General features: G+C 38.2%; 19 protein-coding genes. 8 read left to right on the forward strand and 11 right to left on the reverse strand.

What is annotated here, in order from left to right:
* Positions 1-111: 111 nt before the first annotated feature.
* The 3 genes from ABJH90_RS12500 to ABJH90_RS12510 all read left to right on the forward strand — a co-directional run bounded on the left by ABJH90_RS12500 (position 112) and on the right by ABJH90_RS12510 (position 2639).
* The gene (locus tag ABJH90_RS12500; protein WP_348141604.1) at positions 112-1134 is read left to right on the forward strand and encodes a trypsin-like peptidase domain-containing protein; all 1023 of its coding nucleotides are present in this window, start codon (positions 112-114) and stop codon (positions 1132-1134) included.
* Positions 1135-1181: 47 nt separating this feature from the next.
* Positions 1182-1853 carry a hypothetical protein gene (locus ABJH90_RS12505; protein ID WP_348141603.1) on the forward strand — a complete coding sequence of 224 codons (672 nt, stop codon included), beginning with the start codon at positions 1182-1184 and terminating at the stop codon, positions 1851-1853.
* Positions 1854-2087: 234 nt separating this feature from the next.
* On the forward strand, positions 2088-2639 hold the full coding sequence (locus ABJH90_RS12510; RefSeq protein WP_348141601.1) for a lipid-binding SYLF domain-containing protein: 552 nt from the start codon (positions 2088-2090) through the stop codon (positions 2637-2639).
* Positions 2640-2777: 138 nt separating this feature from the next.
* Here the strand turns inward: ABJH90_RS12510 and cls are convergent, their stop codons facing one another.
* The 6 genes from cls to ABJH90_RS12540 form a co-directional block, all read right to left on the reverse strand.
* The gene (cls, locus tag ABJH90_RS12515; RefSeq protein WP_348141599.1) at positions 2778-4211 is read right to left on the reverse strand and encodes a cardiolipin synthase; all 1434 of its coding nucleotides are present in this window, start codon (positions 4209-4211) and stop codon (positions 2778-2780) included.
* 101 nt (positions 4212-4312) lie between these two features.
* Complete coding sequence (locus ABJH90_RS12520) at positions 4313-5254, reverse strand: polyphosphate kinase 2 family protein (RefSeq protein WP_348141597.1); 942 nt, start codon at positions 5252-5254, stop codon at positions 4313-4315.
* A 270-nt stretch (positions 5255-5524) separates the two neighbouring features.
* Positions 5525-6553, reverse strand: coding sequence for an HAD family hydrolase (locus ABJH90_RS12525; RefSeq protein WP_348141595.1), 1029 nt, complete (start codon positions 6551-6553; stop codon positions 5525-5527).
* A gap of 182 nt (positions 6554-6735) precedes the next feature.
* A complete protein-coding gene (locus tag ABJH90_RS12530) occupies positions 6736-8241 on the reverse strand; it encodes an arylsulfatase (protein ID WP_348141593.1) in 1506 nt (501 codons plus the stop codon).
* 278 nt (positions 8242-8519) lie between these two features.
* A complete protein-coding gene (locus tag ABJH90_RS12535) occupies positions 8520-9203 on the reverse strand; it encodes a hypothetical protein (RefSeq protein ID WP_348141591.1) in 684 nt (227 codons plus the stop codon).
* A gap of 104 nt (positions 9204-9307) precedes the next feature.
* Positions 9308-13003, reverse strand: coding sequence for a metallophosphoesterase (locus ABJH90_RS12540; RefSeq protein WP_348141589.1), 3696 nt, complete (start codon positions 13001-13003; stop codon positions 9308-9310).
* 319 nt (positions 13004-13322) lie between these two features.
* On the opposite strand from ABJH90_RS12540, the gene ABJH90_RS12545 reads away from it, so the two are divergent.
* The gene (locus ABJH90_RS12545; RefSeq protein ID WP_348141587.1) at positions 13323-14537 is read left to right on the forward strand and encodes a Pycsar system effector family protein; all 1215 of its coding nucleotides are present in this window, start codon (positions 13323-13325) and stop codon (positions 14535-14537) included.
* Here ABJH90_RS12545 and ABJH90_RS12550 read toward each other — a convergent pair.
* On the reverse strand, positions 14526-16895 hold the full coding sequence (locus ABJH90_RS12550) for a GAF domain-containing protein (RefSeq protein WP_348141585.1): 2370 nt from the start codon (positions 16893-16895) through the stop codon (positions 14526-14528). The genes ABJH90_RS12545 and ABJH90_RS12550 overlap by 12 nt on opposite strands.
* 115 nt (positions 16896-17010) lie before the next feature.
* On the opposite strand from ABJH90_RS12550, the gene ABJH90_RS12555 reads away from it, so the two are divergent.
* On the forward strand, positions 17011-17913 hold the full coding sequence (locus tag ABJH90_RS12555; protein WP_348141583.1) for a metallophosphoesterase: 903 nt from the start codon (positions 17011-17013) through the stop codon (positions 17911-17913).
* A 62-nt stretch (positions 17914-17975) separates the two neighbouring features.
* Here ABJH90_RS12555 and ABJH90_RS12560 read toward each other — a convergent pair whose 3' ends face one another.
* The 4 genes from ABJH90_RS12560 to ABJH90_RS12575 all read right to left on the reverse strand — a co-directional run bounded on the left by ABJH90_RS12560 (position 17976) and on the right by ABJH90_RS12575 (position 22550).
* Positions 17976-18698 carry an energy transducer TonB gene (locus ABJH90_RS12560; protein WP_348141581.1) on the reverse strand — a complete coding sequence of 241 codons (723 nt, stop codon included), beginning with the start codon at positions 18696-18698 and terminating at the stop codon, positions 17976-17978.
* Between the two features lie 200 nt (positions 18699-18898).
* Entirely contained in the window at positions 18899-20485 is a 1587-nt protein-coding gene (locus ABJH90_RS12565; RefSeq protein ID WP_348141579.1) for a Gfo/Idh/MocA family oxidoreductase, read from the reverse strand.
* Positions 20482-20976 carry a DoxX subfamily gene (locus ABJH90_RS12570; protein WP_348141577.1) on the reverse strand — a complete coding sequence of 165 codons (495 nt, stop codon included), beginning with the start codon at positions 20974-20976 and terminating at the stop codon, positions 20482-20484. Before ABJH90_RS12570 ends, ABJH90_RS12565 begins: the two co-directional genes overlap by 4 nt.
* 314 nt (positions 20977-21290) lie before the next feature.
* Complete coding sequence (locus ABJH90_RS12575; protein ID WP_348141575.1) at positions 21291-22550, reverse strand: aminotransferase class V-fold PLP-dependent enzyme; 1260 nt, start codon at positions 22548-22550, stop codon at positions 21291-21293.
* A 154-nt stretch (positions 22551-22704) separates the two neighbouring features.
* Here ABJH90_RS12575 and aqpZ point away from each other — a divergent pair, with 154 nt between their 5' ends.
* The 3 genes from aqpZ to ABJH90_RS12590 all read left to right on the forward strand — a co-directional run bounded on the left by aqpZ (position 22705) and on the right by ABJH90_RS12590 (position 25294).
* Entirely contained in the window at positions 22705-23394 is a 690-nt protein-coding gene (gene aqpZ, locus ABJH90_RS12580; RefSeq protein WP_348141573.1) for an aquaporin Z, read from the forward strand.
* Positions 23395-23503: 109 nt separating this feature from the next.
* Positions 23504-24820: a gluconate:H+ symporter gene (locus tag ABJH90_RS12585; RefSeq protein WP_348141571.1), complete on the forward strand. Its 1317-nt coding sequence runs from the start codon at positions 23504-23506 to the stop codon at positions 24818-24820.
* Between the two features lie 9 nt (positions 24821-24829).
* On the forward strand, positions 24830-25294 hold the full coding sequence (locus ABJH90_RS12590) for a RidA family protein (RefSeq protein WP_348141569.1): 465 nt from the start codon (positions 24830-24832) through the stop codon (positions 25292-25294).
* Positions 25295-25303 lie beyond the last annotated feature (9 nt).

A 25303-nucleotide genomic window follows, 5' to 3' on the forward strand; every position in this document is an offset into this window, starting at 1 on the left:
TTGCGAAGGAAATTATATTTTTGTAAACTATCTTAAAAAGAGTTCGTGATTAGTAGACTCTTAAATTTGTTAAAACCACTATCCAAATATTAGATCTTCAAAAAAGTTTAAATGAAAAAAATAGTCTTAGTACTTATATTTCTTGTTTCCCTAACAACAAATTCACAAAAACTAGCGGAGTTATATAAGGAAATTAATTCCTCGGTAGTAGTAATAAATATCATTAACGTTTCCAGAGAAAGTGACGGGGAATATATTCAGGTAGTCACAGAGGAATCTCAGGGTTCCGGAGTATTGATTTCTGAAGAAGGCCTTATCTGGACTGCGGCTCATGTGGTACAAACTGCAGAAGAAGTTCAAATTGAATTTCTTGATGGTGACATTTATGAGGGAACAGTACTAAGTTCTGTAGCCCAAGCTGATGTTGCCCTGGTAAAAATAAAAGGAGATTTCCGGCTGAAGGACAAAAAAGTTGCCCGCATTGGAGATTCTGATGAAGTTAATGTTGGCGAAGATGTCTTTGTTCTTGGCGCTCCTCACGGTTTTAAACAATCTCTTTCTCGTGGAATTCTTAGTGGCAGGTTTGTTCCTGCGCATTTAAGCAATGATTTTGTTAAAATCGAATTTCTACAAACCGATGCTTCAATAAATCCAGGTAATTCAGGAGGTCCAATGTTTAACATGAAGGGCGAAGTAATAGGGATTGCAAGCAGAATATACAGTAACTCCGGTGGTTTTGAGGGAATTGGTTTTGCGATGTCTTCCAATGTGGCAAATAAATTACTGCTGCAGGAGCCAGGTATCTGGGGGGGTATGGAATCAATATTACTCGACGGAGACCTTGCAAAAGCCCTTAATGTACCACAGGAAGCAGGTTTGTTGATTACAAGTTTATCATCTAAAGGGTCGGTTAGTGCATTGGGCCTTAAGGGTGGTACTATTTCAGCCAAAATTGAAGAAACAGAACTCAAAGTTGGCGGAGATATTATTCTGGAATTGGCAGGCATAACCATAAAAGATATCAACTCTATTTTCCAAATCAGAAAGCTAATTTCGGAATCTCAAAAAGGAGACATCATTACAATGACTATTCTTAGAAACGGGAAAATTGGCACAGCCCAATTCGTTAAGTAAGATTGATTCCAAAAATTATCTATAAATTAGCCGTTAAAATAAAAAACATGAAAAAGACATTACCTCTAATTTTGGTCCTTACTACACTACTTTTGACTAGTTGTTCAAGTTTTAAAATCATTAAATCCTATAAATCTGAAACAGCAGCTAGTATGCAGAACAAAAAAATTCTGGTTATTGGCAGGTCGGCAAAGAAGGATGTAAGAGTGGCGTATGAAAACGCAATTACCAAAAAATTTGTAGCGGCAGGGTATAATGCTGTATCCAGCTATAGTCAGTTTCCTGATTTTAATCCTGTAGCCAAAATTACAGAAGAGCAGAAACAACAAATCCAATCCATTTTAGAAAAAAATGGATATAATGGTGTAGTGGTTACTTCATTAAAGGATTATCAGGAACAGAGCCGCGAAGTGGGTGCGGAAAAATATGAGACTACAGTATTTTACGGTGGAATGACTTATCCAACGGCATATGGTGGCTTTTATAATTATTTTTATATCCCGGGATCATATTCGGCAGATCAGGTTTCGCGTGATACATCTGGGTCAACAATAACCTCCAAACTTTATATTCTTGAAACAGTGGTCTATGACCTGGAGTTGGAAGAAGGGAAACAGCTTGTGGCATGGGTAACTGCGTCAATTGAGAATCCTGATGATTCACCAAGTGTAGCAACTGCTTATGCAAATTCTGTCGCAAAGGGTTTTAAAAGTAAGTAGAATATGAATCATTTCTTCTGCAATTTATCTATAAGGAAAATTTTGGCATACTAATTGATTTGAATAACCTGAATTAGTTCAATAAATTTAGGATACTTTCCCATGTTTTTTGTACCTTTTTCAGCCTTTTAATTGCACCCAACTAATTACGTTATATGTTTGACCATTAATAATACTAAAACACTGTATATCAGAAAGTTTGCATAAATAATTTAATAACTAAATAAAATTAAAATGAACACTATCCATCTTAAAAAAACGCATTTTTTATTGCTCTTTGTATGTTTTGCTTTTTCCCTTTCTTCTTATGCCCAAATAGCCGGTTGGAAACCAGAATTGGAAAAAGATTCCAAAGAGGCTTTAAGCCAAATCATCAAGGACGCACCCAAATTGCAAACCTTTAAAGACCAGGCTTATGGTTATGCAGTTTATCCTAAAATTACCAAAGCAGGATTAGTCATTGGCGGTGCCGGTGGTGAAGGGATTGTTTACAAAAATCATGTTATAACAGGTTCTTCAAAAATGGGCCAGGGCTCATTTGGGCTTCAGGCTGGGGGACAACAGTATAGTGAAGTAATATTCTTTGAAAATAAGGACGCGTATGACAGGTTTACCGGTGGTAAATTTAAATTTAGTGGTCAGGCCTCGGCTACTGCTATTACTGCGGGTGCCTCGGTTGACGTGGCTTACCAAGGCGGAGTTGCGGTCTTTACCAGGGTAAAAGGAGGACTAATGCTGGAAGCATCTATAGGCGGCCAAAAGTTTTCATTTACTCCTGTAGAATAAATTATCCTAATACCTCGATAATATAAAGGCCCGGTTATCCGGGCCTTTTCTTATTAAATTAATTTGTCTATTAGTTGAACTACATGGCATCTTTTACACATCTGAAACCTACATGGTTTAAAAAGGAAATAAGTTCCTCTACATCAAGGGACTGCTTAATCTTGCCAATTTTTCCTTTACCCGATCTATGTTAGGTCTGGTTGCGTGTTCCTCCAGGGTTAGTGGTTTACTGTTATTTTGAAATAACGAAAATTGTTTTTTCATAGTCATGGTTACATCCTTATCATATATCAGGGCGTTCACTTCAAAATTTTGCTCAAAACTCCGAATATCCAAATTTGCAGTTCCAATAGAACAAACGGAATCGTCTGAAATTATAACCTTTGAATGAATAAACCCTTCCTGAAATAAATAGATCTTTACGCCTGCATTGAGGAACCTGCTAAAAAAAGACTGTACGGTCCAATGAATCATAGACGACTCAGAATTCCTTGGAACTATTATCCGTACATCTATCCCGCTTAGAGCAACCGTTTTAATGGCCATTGAAAGCCTGGAATCAGGGATCAAATAAGGATTCGCGATATAGACATATTCCTTTGCCTGATATAAAATATAGAGGTATTGCTGCAAGATATTTGGGTAATCTGCATCCGGACCACTAGATACTATTTGAACAGGAGTTTCACCAATTGGATCCATCATATTAAACATTTCAGGTTTAATCAGATTTTCCCTGGTGACAAAAAGCCAATCTGAAAGAAACACAAAATGCAGGAAATTCACGCTCATTCCATGAATCATTAAATGAGTGTCCGTCCAGTGACCCATAACCTCATCACCCCTTATATATTTGTCATCCACATTAATGCCACCTGTAAAACCAATAATCCCATCTACAATTAAAATCTTCCTGTGATTTCGATAGTTTAAACGGGCCAGCCTTCCAAATCGGACGGGCATAAAAGGAAATAATTTTACCCCTATTTCGCGAAATCTACTGATCATCTTGTTCGACAAATCCCAGCTGCCCAGGGCGTCATAAATTAACCTGACCTCAACGCCCTGCTTTATTTTATTTGCAAAAAGTGTGGCAAATCGATCTGCCAATTCCCCGTCAATAAAAATATAATACTGAAGGTGAATATACTTTTCTGCCTTTTCACAAGCAGCAAAAATTGATTCGAAAGTTTCCGGTCCGTCATTGAGTATCTTAACCTTGTTATTAAACGTGAGTAAAGAACTATTAACTCTTGTAAGCAATCTGATGAGATGTAAATAACGGGTTGTAACATCATCCCGCATTAAAATTTTTTGTTCTGCTTCCTCAGAATACCGATCTATAAATTTTTCAAACTGATCATAGTCTATTTCCTTTTTCAGATCGAACATTTTTTGCTTCCTAAGGTTCATCCCAAAAAAAACATATAGCACTACTCCCAAAATTGGGAAGACCAAAATTATAAGTATCCATGTCCAGATACGAACCGGGGATTGTCCGTCTTTAATTAAAATATAAATCGCAATTATCTCCAGGATAATTTGTAAACAAATGGCTATTTGTAACCACATAAGAAAATAATGCTGGTTTAATATTTAAAACTATCAAAACAATTTGGAAACTCCTATTCCAATAATGGAATGCTGAAATCTACGAATTAAGATATTAAATCTCAATCTTTTTCATTTAGCAAATTTTCCAGCGCCTGTTCTAATTTTATTTTACGCTCCGGGGTAGTTTTCGGATACTCCATATCCAAAGAATTAATGGTATCCGTGATTATTTGTGAAATAATAGAGCGCATTCTCCATTTGTTATCCGCAGGTATTACATACCAGGGAGCATTCTCCGTAGAGGTAGCGTTTATAGCAGCTTCAAAAGCGTCCATATAATCATCCCATCTTCCACGCTCTGAAAGATCTGATTCTGAAAATTTCCAATTTTTATCGCTGTTTTCCAATCTCTCTATAAAGCGACGCTTCTGTTCCTTTTTAGATACATTCAGGAAAAATTTTAAAATGATGGTATTACTATTAACAAGATGTTTTTCGAGGTTATTGATATCGTCATAACGAGCCTCCCATAGCGAATCCGCTGTTTGTCCGTCCGACTGAACTCCATTTTGAAGGAGTTCCGGATGTACCTTTAAAACCAAAACTTCCTCATAATATGACCTGTTAAAGATGCCTATCATCCCTTTTGCAGGCATTGCTTTGGTATACCGCCAAAGCCAGTTATGGGCGAGTTCATTGGAAGATGGTTTCTTAAAACTGTCAACCCGACATCCCTGAGGGTTAATTCCAGACACGACATGCTTGATGGTTCCGTCTTTCCCGGCTGCATCCATGGCCTGAAAAACCAGCAATAGTGAATATTTACTGCTGGCATAAAACAAATCCTGTGCTTCAGTCATGGCTGAAATATTCTTCTCCAACAGTATTTTAGCCGACTTTTTAACGGTGCGATCATCTTGCCCAAATTCTTGCTCAAATTCCTCCCAGTATGTTTTATGGTCAGACAATTTGAACTCCTCTTTAGGATCTACCCTGCATTGATCAATGATTTTATTAGCTATTTGCTTTTTCTCCTTCTTGGTAAATGTTTTTTTTGTCATAGATTTTTTGTATTAAACGTTGCCTATACTTATATGTTTATTATACCTGGGGTTCACTATAATAACCAGGCTCGCTAATTTCCTGAATGATGCGGAGAGATTCAAGATAATCAAATTAGGCCTTAAAGAAGAATAATCAAGCCCCTGAAAGAAATTGGAGTCATTTAAAAATGACCGCTAGTGCAAGTGTGTGGTATCTAAATTATTTTTATCTCTATAGTTAAGTTAAAGGTTATATCTTATTATGTAAAGGGTAAATGTGTTTATTGGTTATTGTAAATCAAAAGGGTAAATAACCTTCCAGTCATTTTTCATGTCGATTACCGTCCAGCCTTTTTCTGCTGCTTCATCCAGGCCTTTATCCAATTTTCCTACATGAGAATCGCGGTCGTAGGCCCATTCCCTGTCACTATCTGTGTGATGTAAATAGAGCATAAAGCTTGGATATTCATTGGAGTCGGCATACTGCATCATTTGGAGATCCCCATCCGAATTCCCGGAAGCGAAAATGGGTTTTTTTCCAATATGCTTGTGGATGCCAACAGGTTTCCCCACGTTATCATCCACAAAATCAATTTCGGGTAACCGCCTGATCACTGCTTTTCCGTCATTGTACTCAAATTTTGTTTTTATACTACTTCCCACGATCTGATTGGAAGGAATCTTATAAGCATCCGGGGCCCATGTCCGCATAAACTCTATCCCGCCTCCAGAAACAATAAATGTCTGAAAGTCGTTAGCCCTTAGATAGTCCAAAAGTTCCAACATAGGCTGATAGATCAATTTATTATAGGGTAGATTAAACCTGGGATGTTTGGCAGTTGACAGCCATTCGTTTACGATAGCGTCAAATTCTTCTGCTGTCATTCCTGAATGACTGGCCATGAGCAACTCCATTAACCCATGCATCCCCGTTTTAAGAACTTCATCCATATCATCTTCCAATACCCCTTTAAACGGTTGTTTTGAGCTCCACTCCGGATGTTGATCTGCTGTTGCCTTCACTCGATCGAAAGCAAAGATTAATTGAAAATAGATAGGTTGTTCAGACCATAGGTTCCCGTCATTGTCAAAAGTGGCGATACGGTCTTCGATCTCTACAAAATCTGCACTGGAGGGATCTGTTACCTTTTTTACAAATGCCATGATCGCATTTTTCGTGGCTCCCTCATTCCATGAGGGCAAAGGGTCTTCTTTTACCTCAGTTTCAGCGGTCGCTTCTGATGGCGCAGCCTGCTTGCAGTTTATAAAAAACCCTGAGATCAGCATAAGGATAACAAAAGTCCGAAGTGTTTTCATAATAATTTGATTTTTATATATAATAACCTATCACACATATGATTTTGTAATAATCTAAGAATTAAAAACCCTGTACTCAAGTAAGACTCAATATACAGGGTTTTAAATTTAAGTTGTCCACTCCGAGTATTCTATGATTAAACACCGGCAATAAACATGTTTTTCAGGCTCTCTAATTAGCCTTAATTCTGAGGCTTGCTTTGTAAACTTTGCAACACTTTATCAATTCCTAATGAACCACCTCTTACCGGAGGAAATTCTTTGAATGATCCCAGGAAATCGCCTACATAAGACTGTGCAGGCACAAAGAGCCACATATTGTCGGCATACCATTTTAAATAACTTGCCGATTTATATGAAACTTCAAAAGGATCGGCTCTCAAGTTAATAACAATAGGCCATGACGGTGTCTTACGGTAAGCTTCGTTTATAGCACCTTCCATAATTGTAAAGTGAATTTTCCAATTATTATAACGAAGAGCATTTAGATTACCCCCTGCATCAAAATAGAATATTTCCTTTCTTGGATTTTCCTTGACATCGCCTTTCCAGAAGGGCATCAGATTATATCCGTCCAGGTGAACCTTAAAGGTTTTTCCAGCTGCGGAATGCCCTTTAAGTAATTTCTCTTTTATATCAGGAACACCTGCTGCAGCCAATATGGTGGGCATCATGTCTTCATGAGAATGGATGTCATTGGAAATTGTCCCTGGTTTAATAACCCCTGGCCAGCGAATAACGGCAGGAACTCTAAAACCACCTTCCCAGGTAGTCCCTTTTTCACCGGCAAATGGAGTAGTACCTCCATCAGGCCAGGTGAACTTTTCCGCACCATTATCGGTAGAGTACATGATAACTGTATTGTCGATTATTTTTAATTCTTCAAGCTTAGCCAAAACACGACCAACGGCTTTATCATGCTCCACCATCCCATCAGGATACAGACCAATGCGGGTAACTCCAACACTCTCTTCTTTGAGGTGTGTCCATACGTGCATTCGGGTAGCACTCAGCCAAACAAAGAACGGTTTTCCCGCCTTGTGCGCTTTTTCTATAAAGGATATGGCGGCATCTGTGAATTCCTCATCGGCAGTTTCCATTCTTTTTCGGGTCATTGGGCCCGTATCTTCAATCTTTCCATCGGCATAAGAGTGCAATACTCCTCGCGGTCCAAATTCCTTATGAAAGGCAGGATCTTCCGGATAGTAATAGGTTTCAGGCTCTTCCTCGGCATTCAAGTGATACAAATTCCCGTAGAACTCATCGAAACCGTGGTTGGTAGGTAACATTTCATCCCGGTCTCCCAAATGGTTTTTTCCAAACTGACCCGAAGTATATCCTAGTGGTTTTAACAATTCAGCAATGGTTGGCTGATTGTCTTTAATACCTTGCTCTCCGCCTGGCATACCAATAGTTAACAAACCAGTCCTAAAAGGATGCTGCCCTAAAATAAAAGCCGCCCTTCCGGCCGTACAGGATTGCTGTGCATACCAATCTGTAAAAACAGCCCCTTCCTTGCCAATACGATCAATATTGGGGGTTTTATAGCCCATCATTCCCTGGCTGTTGATGCTAATATTGGAATATCCAATATCATCTCCCCAAATTACCAGAATATTTGGTTTTTTCTGTGCAAAACTAATAGCAGTAAACGCCATAAAAAGCAACAAATACACTTGTTTTTTCATAAGAGTTAATTTTTTAGTTTACTTTATTATTGTGGGGGATATTTAAGCTTATAAAGGTACGGGAAAGTGTGCTAATTAGATAATAAAACAGGTCGATTTTTGGGGCATTTAATACATTTTTAATGGTATCCCAAACATGTTGAATACACAGAAAGTCCTGCTTCTAAGTAAGGTAAAATATTTGATGTACAATGGATACTGCTTCGACCAGCCTACAAATTTTTTACTAAACTCTTCTTACCACAAAAATAGGAGTTTAAGAAAATAGCTGACTAGTGTTAATCCTCGAAGGCTTTCACCATAGTTTCCACATATTTTTGGGCCGTTTTATATGCTTCCTTGGGATCATCTAATTCAGATGTTACTACGGCCACTAATTGGCTTTCCTCTGGCTCATCAAGATTATAAAATACCGTCTCTAAAATATAGGTTGTTGAAGTACTGGTAGATGTAGAAGTGGGAATATAACCTCCAAACGAATTATAGTAAGGACCATAAGCATATGGGGTTCTGTAGTAATTATAAAAACCCCCGTAATAACCGGGATATCCGTAACCCCCTGATACACCCATATAAACTCCGCTACTTGAAGTTGTAGTAGTACTCTCCTGATCCTTTACGGCTACAATAACTATTCCATTGTACCCCTCACTATCCAGAATACTTTGCATAAAAGCTATTCTTTCTTCCGTAATTTCTTTGTTAGTGTAAATTTTCGGAAATTTTTTGAAGCTCTCCGTAGCCTTGAAGTCATTTGCCCTCAATTCATTTGCCAAGGCTTCTTCAAAAGCTATTCTGGCTGTGTTGTCTGCCGTTCTTGCTAATACCAGAATATTCTTTTCCTTGAATTTAGCAACAGTCTCCTCTTCCCCCGTCCAGGAGTCCCGAACTTTTACGCTGCCGCAGTTTTGAAACACAAAGGAGAAAGCAAGCAATACTAGTATAGTAAGATTTTTTTTCATAATAATTGGAGTAATTTATTCATTGATTATTTAAGAGGTCCAAGCTACTAAAAATATACCACCTAATTGCAAGGAGCAACTAATATATTCAACCCAGAATAGAACTATAATCCCAAAACAAATCCAAAATAAAATCGCATGCCATCGTCTGAACCAAATAGGCCTATGTTAGCAGTGATTAAATCTGTTCCATTAACAAAAAACCCACCTCCATAAGAGGTGTTCCAGATATTTCTATTAAATGCAGGATCCACCACCAGACTGTCATCTACCCAAATTCTGCCTACATCAAAACCACCAAATATGCCTACTTCAACCGGTATTAGCCCCGTTTTGTATCTTTTAAAATTAAAGCGTAGATCCGAAGTCTGATAAAAGGATGATTTTCCAGTAAAACGCTGGTTTCTGTAGCCACGCAATCCATCGTTACCACCTATGCTCGCCGCCTGGTAAAACTCAAAATCATCACCAAAAATTATATGAGCCTTAGACTTAGTAGCAAAAACCAATTGCCCATTTGGTGAAATTTTATAGGCAAAACCCAGCGTAGGAATAACATACCCAAATGTATCTGAATTGTCAAGATTGGAGGTAATTCCGGTTTTTAATTCTACATCCATCCCCAAGGTTGGAAATGCAGGGTTATCACTATTAGTATAACTGTAAACAGCTTCGGCACCCAAAAAATTATTTTTTTCTTCCTGAGGTATAAAATCGGAAAATAAATTTATATATCTCCCCTGGGTCTCTTCCAACTCATAAGATTTATAATTCACCCCGATACTAAAATTACCATTATTCTCACCATGCCATACTAATCCGGCAAAACCGCCTAATGCACCTATTTTGACCCGATTGTAATTTAAATTAAAATTATCTTCGTCTTCAGCGTTTGGATTCGGTGTAGAATTTCCAAATCCAAAAAAGTTTATGCTATAGTTCGGGCTGGTTAAGATACCGTTAATTGCCAGATTCCATTTGCCTACGACATGAGCGAATTCTCCATGATATTGTATATCAAATCCACCCGTAGATGTATATAGGGCAGCTGCTATCCTGTTGGTGGAGGTAAACGGGTTTCGCTCAAAGCCATAGCTAGTATGCCCTGCAATTACCCCTATCTTTAAACCATCGTCCGGGTTAACTCCTATTATTGGGAGCACTGCGTTAACGTTATATTTCGGTTTCCTATAGTCATAATTATTATTCTCATAATCATCTCTGATATGCTGTTTCCCCTTTTTGGTTATCAGCGTATTGGGTTTACTTTTAAAATCATAGATATGGGTCTTTTTTCCATTTAAAACCTCATAACTATCATTATTAGAACCGCCTATCATACGGACTTTTATGGGATGATCTCCCTCACCGACAACCTGAAAATAATCATCATCGTCCAAACCATATACCCAAATTTCCCTGGTGCTTCCCGCTTCATATATTTTTTCATGAAACACCGGGCCTTTTTCACCGCTCTTTATCCTATAGCCGGTAACTTTGGTTTGGCCCCCGGGCATTCTTTCAATCTCAAACCAATCATCCTTATCCGTGCCTCGTACCACGGCATGTTTATTTACAACTTTAAAATACGCATCGGAAATCCTGCCCAAATTAGTTCGCCTTCCTTTTAACTTGCGCTTTATATCCTCCATATTCTCATCCTTCACTTCTTCAGGCAACTTTTCAAATGCTGCGTCTATGACCTCATCAGTAATATGTGAAGCTACATAAGTCGCCTGTTCATCCCAAACTGCTTTGTCTGATTCCTGTATCACGGCAACATCCAGGACAAATGGATTTAAATTGCTCCAACGTACATCTTTGATATCTTCTTCGTATGAATTTAAGACTCGCGCAGGAGCTGCCAGCTTAGTAGCCAGTCCCAGCAAAAAACCATCATTCATAATTGAAAATGCCTGATCCCTGTCTCTTGGAACGGGTTTATAAGTAGTCACTCCATCTTCTTTAAAAATTGCCCAGCGCCATTGATCCTGATGACGATCCCAATCTCCTATTAACATATCAAATAGTCGTGCACGGACATAAGTGGTTTCATCTATTTTGTGATCTTCATTCTTTTTCAACTTTTCCAGCATATCAAGAGTACTAATCATCTCATTGGCATAGCCAAAACTGGCTTTATCTCCATGCCCATCTGCCGTTCGTTCCTCAATTGCATACAGCGCATCCCCAAAATCATCGTTAAAGCGACCTATAGCATTCTGTTTTGGAACATAATATAATTTAGGATTGGTATGGAATATCCCAACGGCATCGGCTAAATCTCCAATAATAAACTGCGTATAAGGATGATCCCCTGTAAATACGTCCAATACAAGTTCTTCCGTTTTTGTGTCCTCAAACTCACTCTTAACATATTGGTCCTTAAAACCAACAGCTTGTATATAGAGCAAGGCATCTTTCTTCATCGCACGCATAATATACTCCTGCCCTTCCTTGTTTGTGAAACGTAAAGAACTGGACTGGTGCCCTCCTCCTTTTCTCACCGGACTCAAGCCTCCAAACAGGGTATCCAGATTTACCACAGGCACAGTAAGTTCTGTACTATATAATTTACGATAACGTTCTCCCCATAGCCATTTAAAAGTTTTGCCCTTATCGGTTTCTTCCTTGGTATAAATTGATGCCGTTTTTTCACTTGGAAAGTTATCCTGATAATTGGGTGTGATTGGAAGATCCTCTGGTAGTACCTCTGTTTCAAATACTATTTTATCATCTTTTGTTGAGAAGAAGCTCACATGGGAAGAACCATCCTTAAAAACATCCAATCTGGTATAACCCGGCGATCCGTACGAAAATTGGCCACTGCCTACATTCCTGGTAGGGGTTGTTTTTGAGCCTGCCCCGCTAATTATTTGCGGTAAATTGGATTCAACCAGATATTGCAGGCTGTGTTCGTGTCCTGATACAAAAATTATTTTATCATTATCCTGGGATAATGTAATTATACGATCCCTAAATTCATCATATCTATTGTACTGTATATCTGCTGGAGAGACACCTCCGGCACGTCGGAGGACATTTTTTAAAGTCCCCAAAATTGGAATTGGGGTCATATGCTGCCCTACTGAAAACTGTCCGCCATGAGGGCCATTAGAAAACAATGGGTGATGTAAGGCAACAACAGTGGTCTTTCCTCTGGCTTTTTTGATCAGACTTTCATATTCAAGAAAAAAACGATTGCGGGTTCTAATTTCACAATTATCATTTAAGGTTGGGAATTTATCCCATTTGGTGAGGTACCATTCTGTATCCACGATAATTAACTCTACCTCATCATTAATTTCTACTTTTCTAATGGGACAACCATCCTCCGGTAGGAAGGTGTTTTTCCCAAGCTTGTCCTCAATATATTCCTCCTGCCTTTCAAGACCCTTGGGACCCTCATTATACCAATCGTGGTTTCCCGGAATAAAAATTGTCCTCCCGGCAAAGTCTTTCACAACATCTGTTTGTACGTTTAGCTGATGTTCCGCAAATTCCCTGCCTTCTGTACCTTTTTTGGGCAGTCCTTTGGGATAGATATTATCACCTAAAAACAAGGCTGTGCTGTTCTCAGAGGCACCCTTCAATACTTTTTCGAAATCCTGTAGTGCCTCAGATTTTGATCCTAATGGTGAATTCCCTGCATCTCCTATTAAATAGAAAGAGTGTTGCACTTCACTTTCAGATAGTTGCGGTACTATAGCCTCTTCATCGTACTGTAACTTATGGGTTGCACAGGAATGCAAAACCAAAAAGCCAGCTACTAAAGTCAATGACTTATATATTCGATTCATATCTATTGTAAGATATTTAAATTTGGATGAATTATTAAACACAAAATATTAGCCAAAATACAAAGTAAAAACTCAACTATTCTGTACTTTTTGAATTTAAAAAATTCACTATATAAAAGACAGCAACTTTAAAGATAAGAAATCTAATAAAATTGCAAACAATTATTCAAAAAGTGGTTCACTAGGCTAAGATTAAGTGAATTGGCTTAGAAATACTAGCCTAATTGATTTTCACACAAATTGAAATAAACCTGGTTGCAGTTATATAACTTTAGAGGAAACCGTATAGTTTGTGATTTTTGTTTTATAAATTTGATACATGTCTGAAATTCTTGTAAAAACTGAAGCTTTTGCTGTTGATTTATTATCAACAGAATTAGATCCAAAATATCTTTACCATAATCTGAAACATACCCAAAGGGTAGTGAAAAGCACTAAGGAGTTAATAGAAGCCAATTCGCTGGACGCTAAGGAAAAGGAAGTTCTATTATTAACAGCCTGGTTACATGATACCGGATATACTGTGGGTCATGAGCTTCATGAGCGCAGTAGTTGTAAAATAGCTAAGGAATTTCTTGAGAAACAAGGTTACGATGCGGAGGGAATAAAACAGGTTCAGGCGTGCATTATGGCTACCCAAATGATCTATGAACCCAAGAACTTGAGCGAACAAATAATCCGTGATGCTGATGCCTCTCATTTTGCTCAAAAAAGCTATTTGGAAACTTGTGAACTGCTCCGGGAAGAACTTTCCTTGTTGGGCATTGCTAATTATTCTGTCAAAGAGTGGATGGAACAGAACATTAAAATGTTCAGAACAAACCATCAATATTATACCGATTACGCAAAAGCAAATTGGCAGGATAAAAAAGATAAGAATCTTACAACTCTTGTAAAGGAGTTAAAAAAAGAAAAACAAATTGTTAAAAAAGAACAATTAAAGGCAAAGTATAAGAGTGAAAGCCCGGATAGAGGCATACAAACTTTATTCAGGGTAACCTTAAAAAACCACCTGACTTTAAGTGACATTGCCGATACCAAATCGAATATTTTGCTATCTGTTAACGCAATTATCCTTTCTGTGGTATTATCTAACCTAATACCTAAATTAGATAATCCGTCTAATGCCTACCTAATATACCCGACAATAATTTTTGTGATTTTCACAGTTACCTCAATGGTGATGGCCGTTATAGCGACGCGTCCAAATGTAGGCAGCGGTAAATTTAGTGAGGCTGACGTAGCCAATAAAAAGGTAAATCTTCTATTCTTTGGAAATTTTCACAAAATGAAATTGGAAGAATACGAGCTGGCCCTAAAAGAATTGGTAAAGGACAAAGATTATATTTATTCGTCATTAACTAAAGATCTCTATTTTCTTGGATTAGTATTAAACAGAAAATATTTGATCTTGCGCTGGACATATACCGTTTTTATGATTGGCATAATAGTTTCAGTGGTCGCTTTTGCTCTTGCCTTCTTTTATTATGGAAATATTTCACGGCCTGATACGGTAGCCTTGTTAGGCTTTTAATTCCTCCATCAAATCCTCATAGGTAAAGGTTTTTCCATCTTTTGTATTTTTCCTATAAAGAATCTCAGCTCTTATTGCCTTGAGTCCTGATACACCCTGAAGACCTTCCAGTTCTACTATTTCAATATTATTAGTAAAATATCCTTTAGATTTCAGGAAAGAGATATACCTAAGGTATTCCATTTCATCTTTTTTCTGAGAGTAAACTATAGATAGCTTCCCTTTTTGGGTTAGCCTTTCATTGGTGCCTTTGATAAAGGATTTATCGATACGCTTTTTTATTATTTCGTAACGTGCGTTATAGGTGCCATCAACATCAAATCGTTTTTCATCCATTCTAAAACGAATAGATAAGGAGGTACTATAAACAAGAATAAGAGAAGCAACATCGAGTTGTACGTCCAATTCCGGTTTAAGGTTGTAATACTTGTTTTCCATCTCACACATCACCTGCAACTGCCATAATCGAAGATTTTTTAGATACAAAGGATCAAACTCCTTGTTCTCAGCTATAGTACCCCCTATATACATATTGTGTTCTATGCCATCAGTCTTATAGCGCTCGTAATAGTGGGGAAACATCTCCTGTGCGGCCTCCTGATGCCTGTCAATTACAGATGCCAGTTTTTTGTTAATCCGCATGACACTATCATCATATTGTTTTCTATGGTCGTAGTATGAATGTGTTTCTGCATTAATGGTCTTTTCATATTCTTCAACCATTTTAGCCAATTCTTTGTTTTGTTTTTTAAGATGCCTGAAGATTGGCAGTACATCTGCATAGACAAAATCAAAAATTGTCTGTTCACTATTCGAAAATAAGGTCTCTTTTATATCTTCTACAAAATTGTTTATTCTGTATATAAGCTCCTCATAAACCGGCAATTTTTCAATTTTTAATGCAGCATTCAATACTTCTTTGATATTCGATAATTGAATCATCAGATCTCGCTGAATAGCTATATTCCTGGCCTGTGAAGAGGCTTTAATATCTATTTGACCGTATAAAGGGTATACATCCTTAAAAACAATTTCTTTAAAAGAAGGCTGCCGCCCATCCAGTCCGTCAATAATAAATTGTTTGGCTTCCTCTTCAAATCGCCAGTGAACAGATTTATGCACCGAAGTACATTCATTTTGAATAATGGCATCTATTAAATTTTCTTCTTCAATTTTAGAACGAACAACAGCAGCAACGATATAGGGCATTACATCATCCAGCTTGGTTGCGTTAACCCCATTTAACTGATTTTTTTTAGTGGATACGAGCTCCAGTACTCCCAAAAGCTCTCCTTCATTCACGATTGGAGCAAAAATGGCGCTTTTTATTCCTTGTTCATGCAAGGCTTTGTAAGGCTCAACTCCTTCCGATAAGTTATAATACTTTTCAACGTCCGAGACAGCAAAATATCCCTTCTCATTCACTATTTTGTCATAGGATCCTATACACAGGGCATTATTACAAAGCTCATTATCTTTCTCCTTAAGAAGAAAACTTTCTATCCCATTACCATACACCCGTTCTAACTGATCATCCTTTGAGTTATAAGTGACAAAACCTAACTTTAATTCTTTAACCCTGAAGAAGGATCTGAAGGTCTCCTCAAGATCCGAAATAAAACTTTCACTACCTCTTTTATCACTTGAGATAAGATTTGTTTTAATTTCAGATATGGTATGCTCTGCAGTAACATCAAACATATTAGATATTACAAAGCCTTTTGAAATAAAACTATTTGGAGGAATCAATTCCTTCCATAGTTTAAGGTCTTCCGGATTTTCTAAAAGCTTATCAACATCTGCCTGGGTTAAATCTTTAGCCAAATCTGTCGGAAATAGATCGATAAAATCCGCATTGTACAAAATTCGATAATGATGCATTATTCCATGTGCATCAGGTATATCATAGAAGTAGGGTCTGCTAAAATCAAGGTTGAAGCCATAATGGAATTTAAGGATCACCGTACTGGCCATAATATAGTCTATTCCTTCATCCTGATTGCGTATAAAAGGTTTGAAATCCTTACCGGCATTCTCCAAAATCTTTTGAAATCTTTTGGACTTATTAAATACAATATCAAAATAAGGCAGAGAAGCAGCCTTAATTTCATTCTCGCTCAATACCTCGGCAAATGAATCCTGCAGAATAATACGAATAACATCTTTGTGTTTTTCAAGAAGTTTAATATCCGAAAAACCATCCCTTAATTCGGGAAATGGTGCCTGAGCTTCCAATACATACTTAGCCCGGGATGATAAAAACGCATCATCACTTTTGGCCATATTATCATACTGCTGTAATAGCTTTTCAAAGCTAATTAACATTTGCAGTGGCATATCTTTATTTATAGATCCCATAATAATATATGTCTACAGATTGACCGTAAAATTACAAAACTATTCGATTTCTTTTTGTTAAAGGAATTTATACGGTGTTTGGTGCATTTTTTGGATATTTATACAAATTTCATTCATGTCGTCAGATAACAGACTTAATAACGCTTATAAAAAGGCCAAAATCATAGCTTTTGATGACTCTTCAAAGTTTATTCTTTTTAGTGATTGTCATAGGGGTGACAATAGTTTTGCAGATGAGTTTGCCAATAACAGGAATATCTATTATCATGCTTTAAGACATTATTTTAATAACGGATTCCAATATTGTGAGTTGGGTGACGGGGATGAACTCTGGGAGAATCTGACTTTTGAACCCATCTTTGAAGCCCATAAGAATATTTATTTGTTAATGAAACGTTTTCACGAGGAAAACAGGTTGCATATGATATACGGAAATCACGATATGGTTTATCGAAAGCCGGAATATGTAAAAAAAAATCTTTATACCTACTTTGAGCCTAAAGATGAAAAGCAAGCTGCTTTATTAGATAAATTGCAGTTTCATGAGGCAATAGTTTTAAAACACACTAAGAACGGTCAGGAATTGTTTTTAACTCATGGCCACCAGGCAGATTTTATGAATTATCACGGTTGGCGGTTCAATCGCTTTTTGGTACGCATCCTTTGGAAGCCTCTGCAGGTTTGGGGAATAGCTGATCCTACAAGTCCGGCCAGGAACAACCGTGAATTAATAAAGGTGGAGAAAAGAATCAAGAAATGGATTTTGCGAAACAAATTAAAAATAACCGTAATGGGTCATACCCACAGGCCCAGATTCCCTGAGCCCGGTGATATCCCTTTATTTAATGATGGAAGCTGTGTGCACCCCAGAAGTATTACCGGGATTGAAATAGAAAGCGGATTAATTTCACTTATAAAGTGGCAGATAGCTACAAAGGAAGATGGTACGCTTCAAATTGTTCGGGTATTACTCGAAGGACCGCAGAAGTTAGTGGACTATAAACAAAATGAGGATTGATCCTTTCCAATACCTGGGTATTAGTTGAATCAATCCTCGGGAAATAGTCATGTGCTCTATTTCTATTGAATCATAAAGTTAATTGGTATACTATAAGGAACTTTAACAGATTTACCGCGTTGCATTCCCGGGGTCATATCAGGGAGTGCAGCAATAATACGGTGTGCTTCTTTCTCTAATAGTTTGTCTGGCCCCCTGGTCCTTATTGACTCTACTTTTCCTTTAGAATTAATCATGAACTGAACAAATACTTTTCCTTTTATTCCAAGTTCCAGTGCACTTTCAGGATAGGTAAATTCCTTAACGATATGAGCTTGTATCATTTTTTGAAAACAGGCTTTTCGTTCATCATTACCATTCGCATTTTCACAACCGGGATAAATGGGAACATTTTCTATGACCGCAAAGGGGACTATGATATCTTCTTCTTCTTCTCCAACTTCCACATCGTCAACGTCCATTACCTCATCAATCACTGATTCCTGACTGGTTTCTGTACTCTCAATAATAGTTTCTTCTATTTCCTCTGTGTCTTCTACTACTTCAATTACTTCAGGAGCTGCAGGTGGTGGTGGCGGAGGTGTTGTTTTTATTATCTCTGTTACCGGCACATCTTCTTTAAGGTCATCTACGGCCTGAGCGATGTCCATAGTTGTGGTGTCTGAAGGATACGATTTGTATTCTAAAGCACGCCAGGTCAAAAATAGAACGACTGCAAGTCCTATTACAAAATACAGCCCACTATTTCTATTTAAATCTACTTTTGGGTTTTTTTTGATTTGCATGACTATTTGAATTATGATATACTCAAAATTACGTCATGTAAAACGCAGATAATATGATATTTATCAGGTTTAACTGGTGTAATTATCTAGTTCTGATATTTAAAAAATGGGCAATAAAAAAGTAATCAGGACTAAAATCAGTCCTGATTACTTGCACTAGCTCTACCTGGATATAAATTTTATGCTGTTGCCTTTGGCTATTACATTCCAGATAATAACACCTCGTCGAAATCGATCCCTTCAATGGTCACAATCCGTTGGGCGTCAGCGTCCCATTCGATGCGTCTTCCAAGCTTAACTGAAAGTCCGGCCATATGAGCTGATATTGCCTCATCAAATCCTTCGTTTATTCCACAGCTCACTTCACCTCCGTTACGGGCACTGCTGAGCCATTCCCTCAGATGAAGAAATGTTGAATCAACTCTTGCTCCGTTAATGTACGTCCACATAAGACCTTTATCCGCAAAATATTGCGACGTTGCTGAAGAAACTGCGTCTGGTACACTGGCCCCGGGATTGTAGCTGTAAACCGGAACTGATGGTTTCATTTTCTCAGATTCAATCTGATCTGCATACTTTGTAGACCTGCTATCGGGCCATATCGTGAGTCGATTACCCAATTCCATAGTACCGTCATGTCCCATAAGAATAGTTGGCCTGCTAAAGCCATTACCAAGAGTTGCACTGTAGACAAATGTCATCCCCTTTTCCTTACCCTTTTTCTGACTACTCCCTGTGCTAAAATCTGGAAACTCCATATTTACCTGTAGTACGTCAGGCACGTTACGTCCATCATTATGAGTGTAAATTCCTCCGGAAGCCATTACGGATGAAGGGATACCCATTTGGAGTACGCAATTTAGACGATCATAATCGTGGGTCAACAAATCTCCGGATAGACCGGATCCATATGCCCACCATTTTCTCCACCTGAAAAAGTGATTCTTGTTAAAGGGTATTTTAGGAGCTGAGCCCAAAAAGAGATCCCAATCTATTGTTTGAGGAGTTGCCTCGTCCTCTATGTGATAATTCCAGGCGCCGTTATCATCGTTCCTGTTGGTATTCGTCTGAACAAGAGAAACATGACCAAGCACTCCTTTGGATACTATATCCTGAGCCGTTTGAAAACTTAAAGTTTGTCTGTGTTGGTGACCAACCATTAGCACGGCCTTAGACTTTTCAGCGGCTTCCTTTAGCCTGTAAGTCTCTTCTACGGTATGTGTCATTGGTTTTTCCACATAAGCATGTATCCCATTTTCAAGAGCGTCTATGGCCATAGGGGCATGCCAGTGGTCTGGGGTGGCTATAATTACCGCATCTACTTTACCGCTACGGATCATTTCCTGATGGGTTTTAAATCTGATCACCTTGGTATCCTCAGTGGAAAAAGAATTAATTACCCGGTCCGCTCTAACATCGTATACATCGCAAACTGAAGTGAGCTTTACATTCAGTTTATCCTGATTCATAAAATCTTTTAATCGTGAGTGATTCGGATCTTCCTCTGCTGCTAATCTCATCTCTTCGAGCCATTCTTCAGTTGCAAATCCCAGTGCTCTGATTAATTGCTCACCCCGAATACCAAAACCAATAATTCCCACTCTAACGGGGTCACCACTAATTGTTTTTACTGCAGAAGGTAACGAAGGCTGTATATTTAATTGTTCGAGTATGGCCGAGCGTTCCCTGTTTTTGGAAACCGTATTTGAGGCACCAGCCCACCATACAGCACCTAGTATTGGGATTCCGCCTAAGCCCTTAATTACATCTCTTCTGGTCCATTTCATAAGGTTTCGGTTTTAGTTTGTTCTTTGTTTTTATTAAATAAGTATTTTATACCAAAGTATTGTCCGGTTGGAAATTGATAAATAACCATGCAGGCTGCAAGTTCTATTAAATTTTTATTGACAAACCAATAACTTCCCTCAACGTTTACTTGCATCAGCCAGGGGAAAGGAGGATGTGCCCAATAATACATAGCGAGCAGTATTATACCCACTAAAGCGCCTTTTTTCTCAAATATCCCTAACAAAAGAGTTATCCCCACAAACATAAGTGCCATCCAATTAAGGGTATCTGCCCAACCAATTAGTGGTTCCTTTGCAATTGCCAAAAATATGGGTTTCAGAGGACCTTGTGCTGTGGCCAGATAACCAAAGGAAGTCCAATCAGGATTGTAAAGCTTAACAACACCCTCATACAAAAAGTGCCAGCCAATAAGTATACGCAATAACACAATACTGTGTTTTAATTGCCATTTTCCTTTAGTTTCAGTCATATTGTTTAGTTAAAGTTGTTAATCCGTAGTTCTTATAGAAGAATTTTCAAAGCAATTTTTAGATTATAATGTCTTGTTAGATAAAGTAATAATATTCAGGCTTAATCATTTATTTCAAGTACAGAGTATTCGTAAAAATTATCGTATTCAATAATAACAATATCTTATGAATAGTAAGATAAACTAGTGCTTAATAAATAGGATGAAACTGGTCAAAACTAGATTCATGGCCTCTTATTTCCTATGACTTTTAACAGGTTTCTCTATTGGTGCAGCCATCTAAAATAAATGGTCCGTATAGTTGTTAAAAAACCTCATGCTCTTGAAGCCAATGTATTCATAGCTTCTACAAAAGTATCCAGTTCTTTTGTAGTTGTGAATACATTAGGAGTAATTCTACATCCATGAACGTTTACATAATCTATAGCTACCGTAAATATATAAAATTCATTAAAAAGAATATTAGCCAACTCTGAAGGAGCTATTTTTTCAATTCCCACATTGGCAATCCCACAACTTCGATAACCTTCATTCGGTGTATTTACATTAATATTTTTTACATTCCTTAATCTTTCACTCCAATACCTCTGTAAGAACCTTAATCTTTTCTCTTTTCTTTCCAGGCCAATCATTTCCAGATAATCTATTGCGTCATCAATAGCAAGGTCGGTATGAACCGGGTGGGTGCCAGTATGATTCAACCTTGTAATGTCATTTGGATCCCGGTCATGTTCTGCTAAAAGTGGCCAAATTTTGGATATCTTATCCCTGGCAACATATAATAATCCAACACCTAAAGGGGCGCTTAACCATTTATGAAGACTGGAAGCGTAATAATCGCAATTCAGATCATCTATTTTCACCTGAATATGGCCTATGCAATGTGCTCCGTCAACCATGACCTCAACACCATATTTATGTGCCATATCACAAATCTTTCGGACAGGTAATATTTGCCCTGTAATGTTGATCATATGGCACAGCATAATTAATTTGGTGTTAGGCGTAATTTGCTCCTCGTACAGTGAAACTAATTCATCATCTGAAACCGGATGATTAGGTACGGAAACTACCTTATTAATAACGCCGTAGCGCTTTGCGATCAAAGCAAAATGATCCTGCATGGAGCCGTAATCCTGTTCTGCAAAAATTGCCTCATCGTTCTCATTCCATGGATAACCCCCAATTATCATGTCTAAAGATTCCGTAGTGTTACGAGTGATGATCAATTGATCAGATGAGCAGCCAACCAAGGCCGCCAAACGTGAGGTGACCCTTTTTTTATTTTCCCACTGAACTGTCCTCATATAGTAGGAGCCTTCATAGTTAATGTTTTTAACATGCTCCAGAAACCTGCTCATGACTGGCTGAGGGGTTATATTGTAATATCCGTTTTCCAGATTTATATACTCAGGTTTTAACAGATAATCTTTTCTGATACTCTTCCAGAATTCTTCATCGCTATTTCCATAATCCCGCTGAAGTTCAAATTCACCTGCATTCAGATTATAGGGTAGAAAAGGCGTAATTGCCGCCATCTTCCCCATACTTTTTAAAAAGGCCCTTTTATCCATCTCTGCTTTATTTCATACAAGATAATAAAAGCAATTCAATATTTATTAATTGAAATTTTCTGGTAATTAGTATCATTTTCTAATCAGGTGTTTAATTTCAATCTTTGCTAAAAATGTTTATCTTGAAAGCAATTATTAATTAACCAACAAAAAAATGAAAAAACTATTAGCAGAATTTATCGGCACCCTTTGGCTGGTGCTGGGAGGTTGTGGAAGCGCTGTACTTGCAGCCGGGTATCCGGAACTTGGAATTGGCTTCTTAGGGGTTTCCCTGGCCTTTGGATTAACAGTATTAACTATGGTATATGCCATTGGTCACATTTCGGGCTGTCATTTGAATCCGGCAGTTTCTATTGGACTTTGGATTGGAGGGCGATTTGAAAGCAAAGAATTGGTTCCATATATTATTGCCCAGGTTCTGGGAGGTATTGCCGGAGCAGGGATATTATACCTAATTGCCACGGGAAAACCGGGATTCGAAGTTGGTGGCTTTGCCAGCAATGGTTACGGAGAACATTCCCCGGGTGGTTATAGCATGCTAGCCGCCCTTATTACAGAGGTAGTAATGACTTTTATGTTCCTGATTATTATTCTTGGAGCTACACATTCCAAAGCTCCAAAAGGAATGGCAGGTATAGCCATAGGTCTTGGACTTACTCTAATTCACCTTATAAGTATCCCGGTTACAAATACCTCGGTAAATCCTGCCAGAAGTACAAGTCAGGCTTTATTTGCAGGCGACTGGGCAATTGGCCAGTTATGGCTTTTCTGGGTGGCGCCTATAGTAGGTGCCTTATTAGCAGGCCTTGTTTATAAATATATTTCTCCGGAAAGTAAAAGTTAAAATAAATTAGGGGCCAAATTGGCCCTTTATTTTTGTTATCACCAAACTCTGTTATTTCCTTTTTGAAATAGTATATTTAGTACTTCAAAGATCATAACTAACAACCCATATGCCGCTTCTTATAGTAATTATAGGGATAGTACTTCTCTTTATCCTGATTGCAAAATTTAAACTCAATGCATTTATAACTTTTATCCTTGTTTCACTATTTGTTGGTATTGCAGAGGGAATGCAGCTTGAAGATGTGGTACAATCTATCCAGAATGGAATAGGGAATACTTTGGGATTTTTAGTAATGATTTTAGGCTTTGGTGCCATGTTGGGCAAATTGGTTGCCGATAGCGGAGCAGCACAACGCATAACTTCAAAACTGGTAAGTAAATTTGGTATAAAAAATATACAATGGGCCCTTGTACTTACCGGATTCATTGTGGGTATCCCCATGTTCTATTCTGTAGGCTTTGTTATTTTAATACCCCTGGTATTTACAGTGGCGGCCTCAACCGGGCTTCCACTTTTATATGTAGGCTTACCTATGCTGGCTTCACTATCTGTTACACATGGATATCTTCCTCCCCATCCTGCTCCGACAGCCATAGCTGTGATGTTTGATGCCGATCTGGGTAAAACCTTGTTATATGGGATCATAGTGGCAATCCCGGCAATAATTGTAGCCGGCCCCTTGTTTTCCAGGACCATAAAAAATATAAAAGCAACCCCTCTCAAGGAATTTGTAAATCCCCGAATACTGGAAGATCATGAAATGCCGGGAATGAGAATAAGCATTTTTACCGCTTTATTACCCATCCTGCTTATTGGAATTGCCACTTTGGCTGATCTGTTTCTTCCCGAGGATTTCATTCTTAAACCCATTATAGATTTTCTTGGTAATCCTGTAATAGCCATGCTTATAGCTGTACTGGTTGCCATTTACACCCTGGGATTAGCACGTGGTAAAAAAATGCCTGAAATCATGGGGTCTGTAAGTAGTTCCATTTCCGGAATTACAATGGTACTTTTGATTATAGCAGGGGCCGGTGCTTTAAAACAGGTCCTGGTAGATAGCGGCGTAAGTGATTACATAGCCAATATGCTAAGCGGATCTACTATTTCTCCGCTACTATTGGCCTGGTTCATAGCAACGGTGATCAGGGTCTGTGTAGGATCTGCTACGGTGGCAGGATTAACTGCTGCGGGAATAATATTACCGCTGGTATCCAAAACAGGTGTTAGTGCAGAATTAATGGTACTGGCCATTGGATCGGGAAGTTTAATGTTATCACACGTCAACGATGGGGGTTTCTGGTTGTTTAAAGAGTATTTTAACCTGTCCGTCAGAGATACCCTTAAAACATGGACGGTTATGGAAACTACTGTTGGAGTGATGGGACTTATTGGAGTATTGATCTTAAACACATTCATTTAAAACAAGCATATGAACAAATTACCTTCACAACGAATAGCAACTTTAGGGTTAAAATTACCTCCTGCTCCCCCTCCTGCAGGTCTGTATAAACCTATCCTGGTAGTTGACAATTTTCTTTATGTATCCGGACAGGGCCCGATGCAATCAGATGGAACATTAATGACTGGCAGGGTTGGTGAAGATCTTAACCTGGGGCAGGCCAAACTTGCCGCCGAACAGGTTGGTTTAACGATGCTGTCTACGATAAAAACACATTTTGGAGATTTGGACCGGATTAAAAGGGTCGTAAAAGTATTAGGGATGGTGAATTCTACCCCTGATTTTGGACAACACCCTTTAGTTATCAATGGTTTTAGCGAGTTAATGGCTGATGTTTTTGGCACCGATAATGGTGTTGGTGTTCGGAGTGCCGTAGGTATGATGTTGCCGGGTAATATCCCGGTTGAAATTGAGGCTATGTTTCAACTGCATTAAACAGATTCA

Source organism: Eudoraea sp. (assembly GCF_039969275.1).
Classification (GTDB): domain Bacteria; phylum Bacteroidota; class Bacteroidia; order Flavobacteriales; family Flavobacteriaceae; genus Eudoraea.

Coding starts and splice junctions, on each gene's coding strand:
- ABJH90_RS12535 (WP_348141591.1), bottom strand. CDS start 9,203: ATGAAAAAAAATCTTACTATACTAGTATTGCTTGCTTTCTCCTTTGTG.
- ABJH90_RS12565 (WP_348141579.1), bottom strand. CDS start 20,485: ATGAAATGGACCAGAAGAGATGTAATTAAGGGCTTAGGCGGAATCCCA.
- ABJH90_RS12555 (WP_348141583.1), top strand. CDS start 17,011: ATGTCGTCAGATAACAGACTTAATAACGCTTATAAAAAGGCCAAAATC.
- ABJH90_RS12585 (WP_348141571.1), top strand. CDS start 23,504: ATGCCGCTTCTTATAGTAATTATAGGGATAGTACTTCTCTTTATCCTG.
- ABJH90_RS12545 (WP_348141587.1), top strand. CDS start 13,323: ATGTCTGAAATTCTTGTAAAAACTGAAGCTTTTGCTGTTGATTTATTA.
- ABJH90_RS12570 (WP_348141577.1), bottom strand. CDS start 20,976: ATGACTGAAACTAAAGGAAAATGGCAATTAAAACACAGTATTGTGTTA.
- ABJH90_RS12590 (WP_348141569.1), top strand. CDS start 24,830: ATGAACAAATTACCTTCACAACGAATAGCAACTTTAGGGTTAAAATTA.
- ABJH90_RS12505 (WP_348141603.1), top strand. CDS start 1,182: ATGAAAAAGACATTACCTCTAATTTTGGTCCTTACTACACTACTTTTG.
- ABJH90_RS12530 (WP_348141593.1), bottom strand. CDS start 8,241: ATGAAAAAACAAGTGTATTTGTTGCTTTTTATGGCGTTTACTGCTATT.
- ABJH90_RS12540 (WP_348141589.1), bottom strand. CDS start 13,003: ATGAATCGAATATATAAGTCATTGACTTTAGTAGCTGGCTTTTTGGTT.
- cls (WP_348141599.1), bottom strand. CDS start 4,211: ATGTGGTTACAAATAGCCATTTGTTTACAAATTATCCTGGAGATAATT.
- ABJH90_RS12510 (WP_348141601.1), top strand. CDS start 2,088: ATGAACACTATCCATCTTAAAAAAACGCATTTTTTATTGCTCTTTGTA.
- ABJH90_RS12550 (WP_348141585.1), bottom strand. CDS start 16,895: ATGGGATCTATAAATAAAGATATGCCACTGCAAATGTTAATTAGCTTT.
- ABJH90_RS12520 (WP_348141597.1), bottom strand. CDS start 5,254: ATGACAAAAAAAACATTTACCAAGAAGGAGAAAAAGCAAATAGCTAAT.
- ABJH90_RS12575 (WP_348141575.1), bottom strand. CDS start 22,550: ATGGATAAAAGGGCCTTTTTAAAAAGTATGGGGAAGATGGCGGCAATT.
- ABJH90_RS12560 (WP_348141581.1), bottom strand. CDS start 18,698: ATGCAAATCAAAAAAAACCCAAAAGTAGATTTAAATAGAAATAGTGGG.
- ABJH90_RS12500 (WP_348141604.1), top strand. CDS start 112: ATGAAAAAAATAGTCTTAGTACTTATATTTCTTGTTTCCCTAACAACA.
- aqpZ (WP_348141573.1), top strand. CDS start 22,705: ATGAAAAAACTATTAGCAGAATTTATCGGCACCCTTTGGCTGGTGCTG.
- ABJH90_RS12525 (WP_348141595.1), bottom strand. CDS start 6,553: ATGAAAACACTTCGGACTTTTGTTATCCTTATGCTGATCTCAGGGTTT.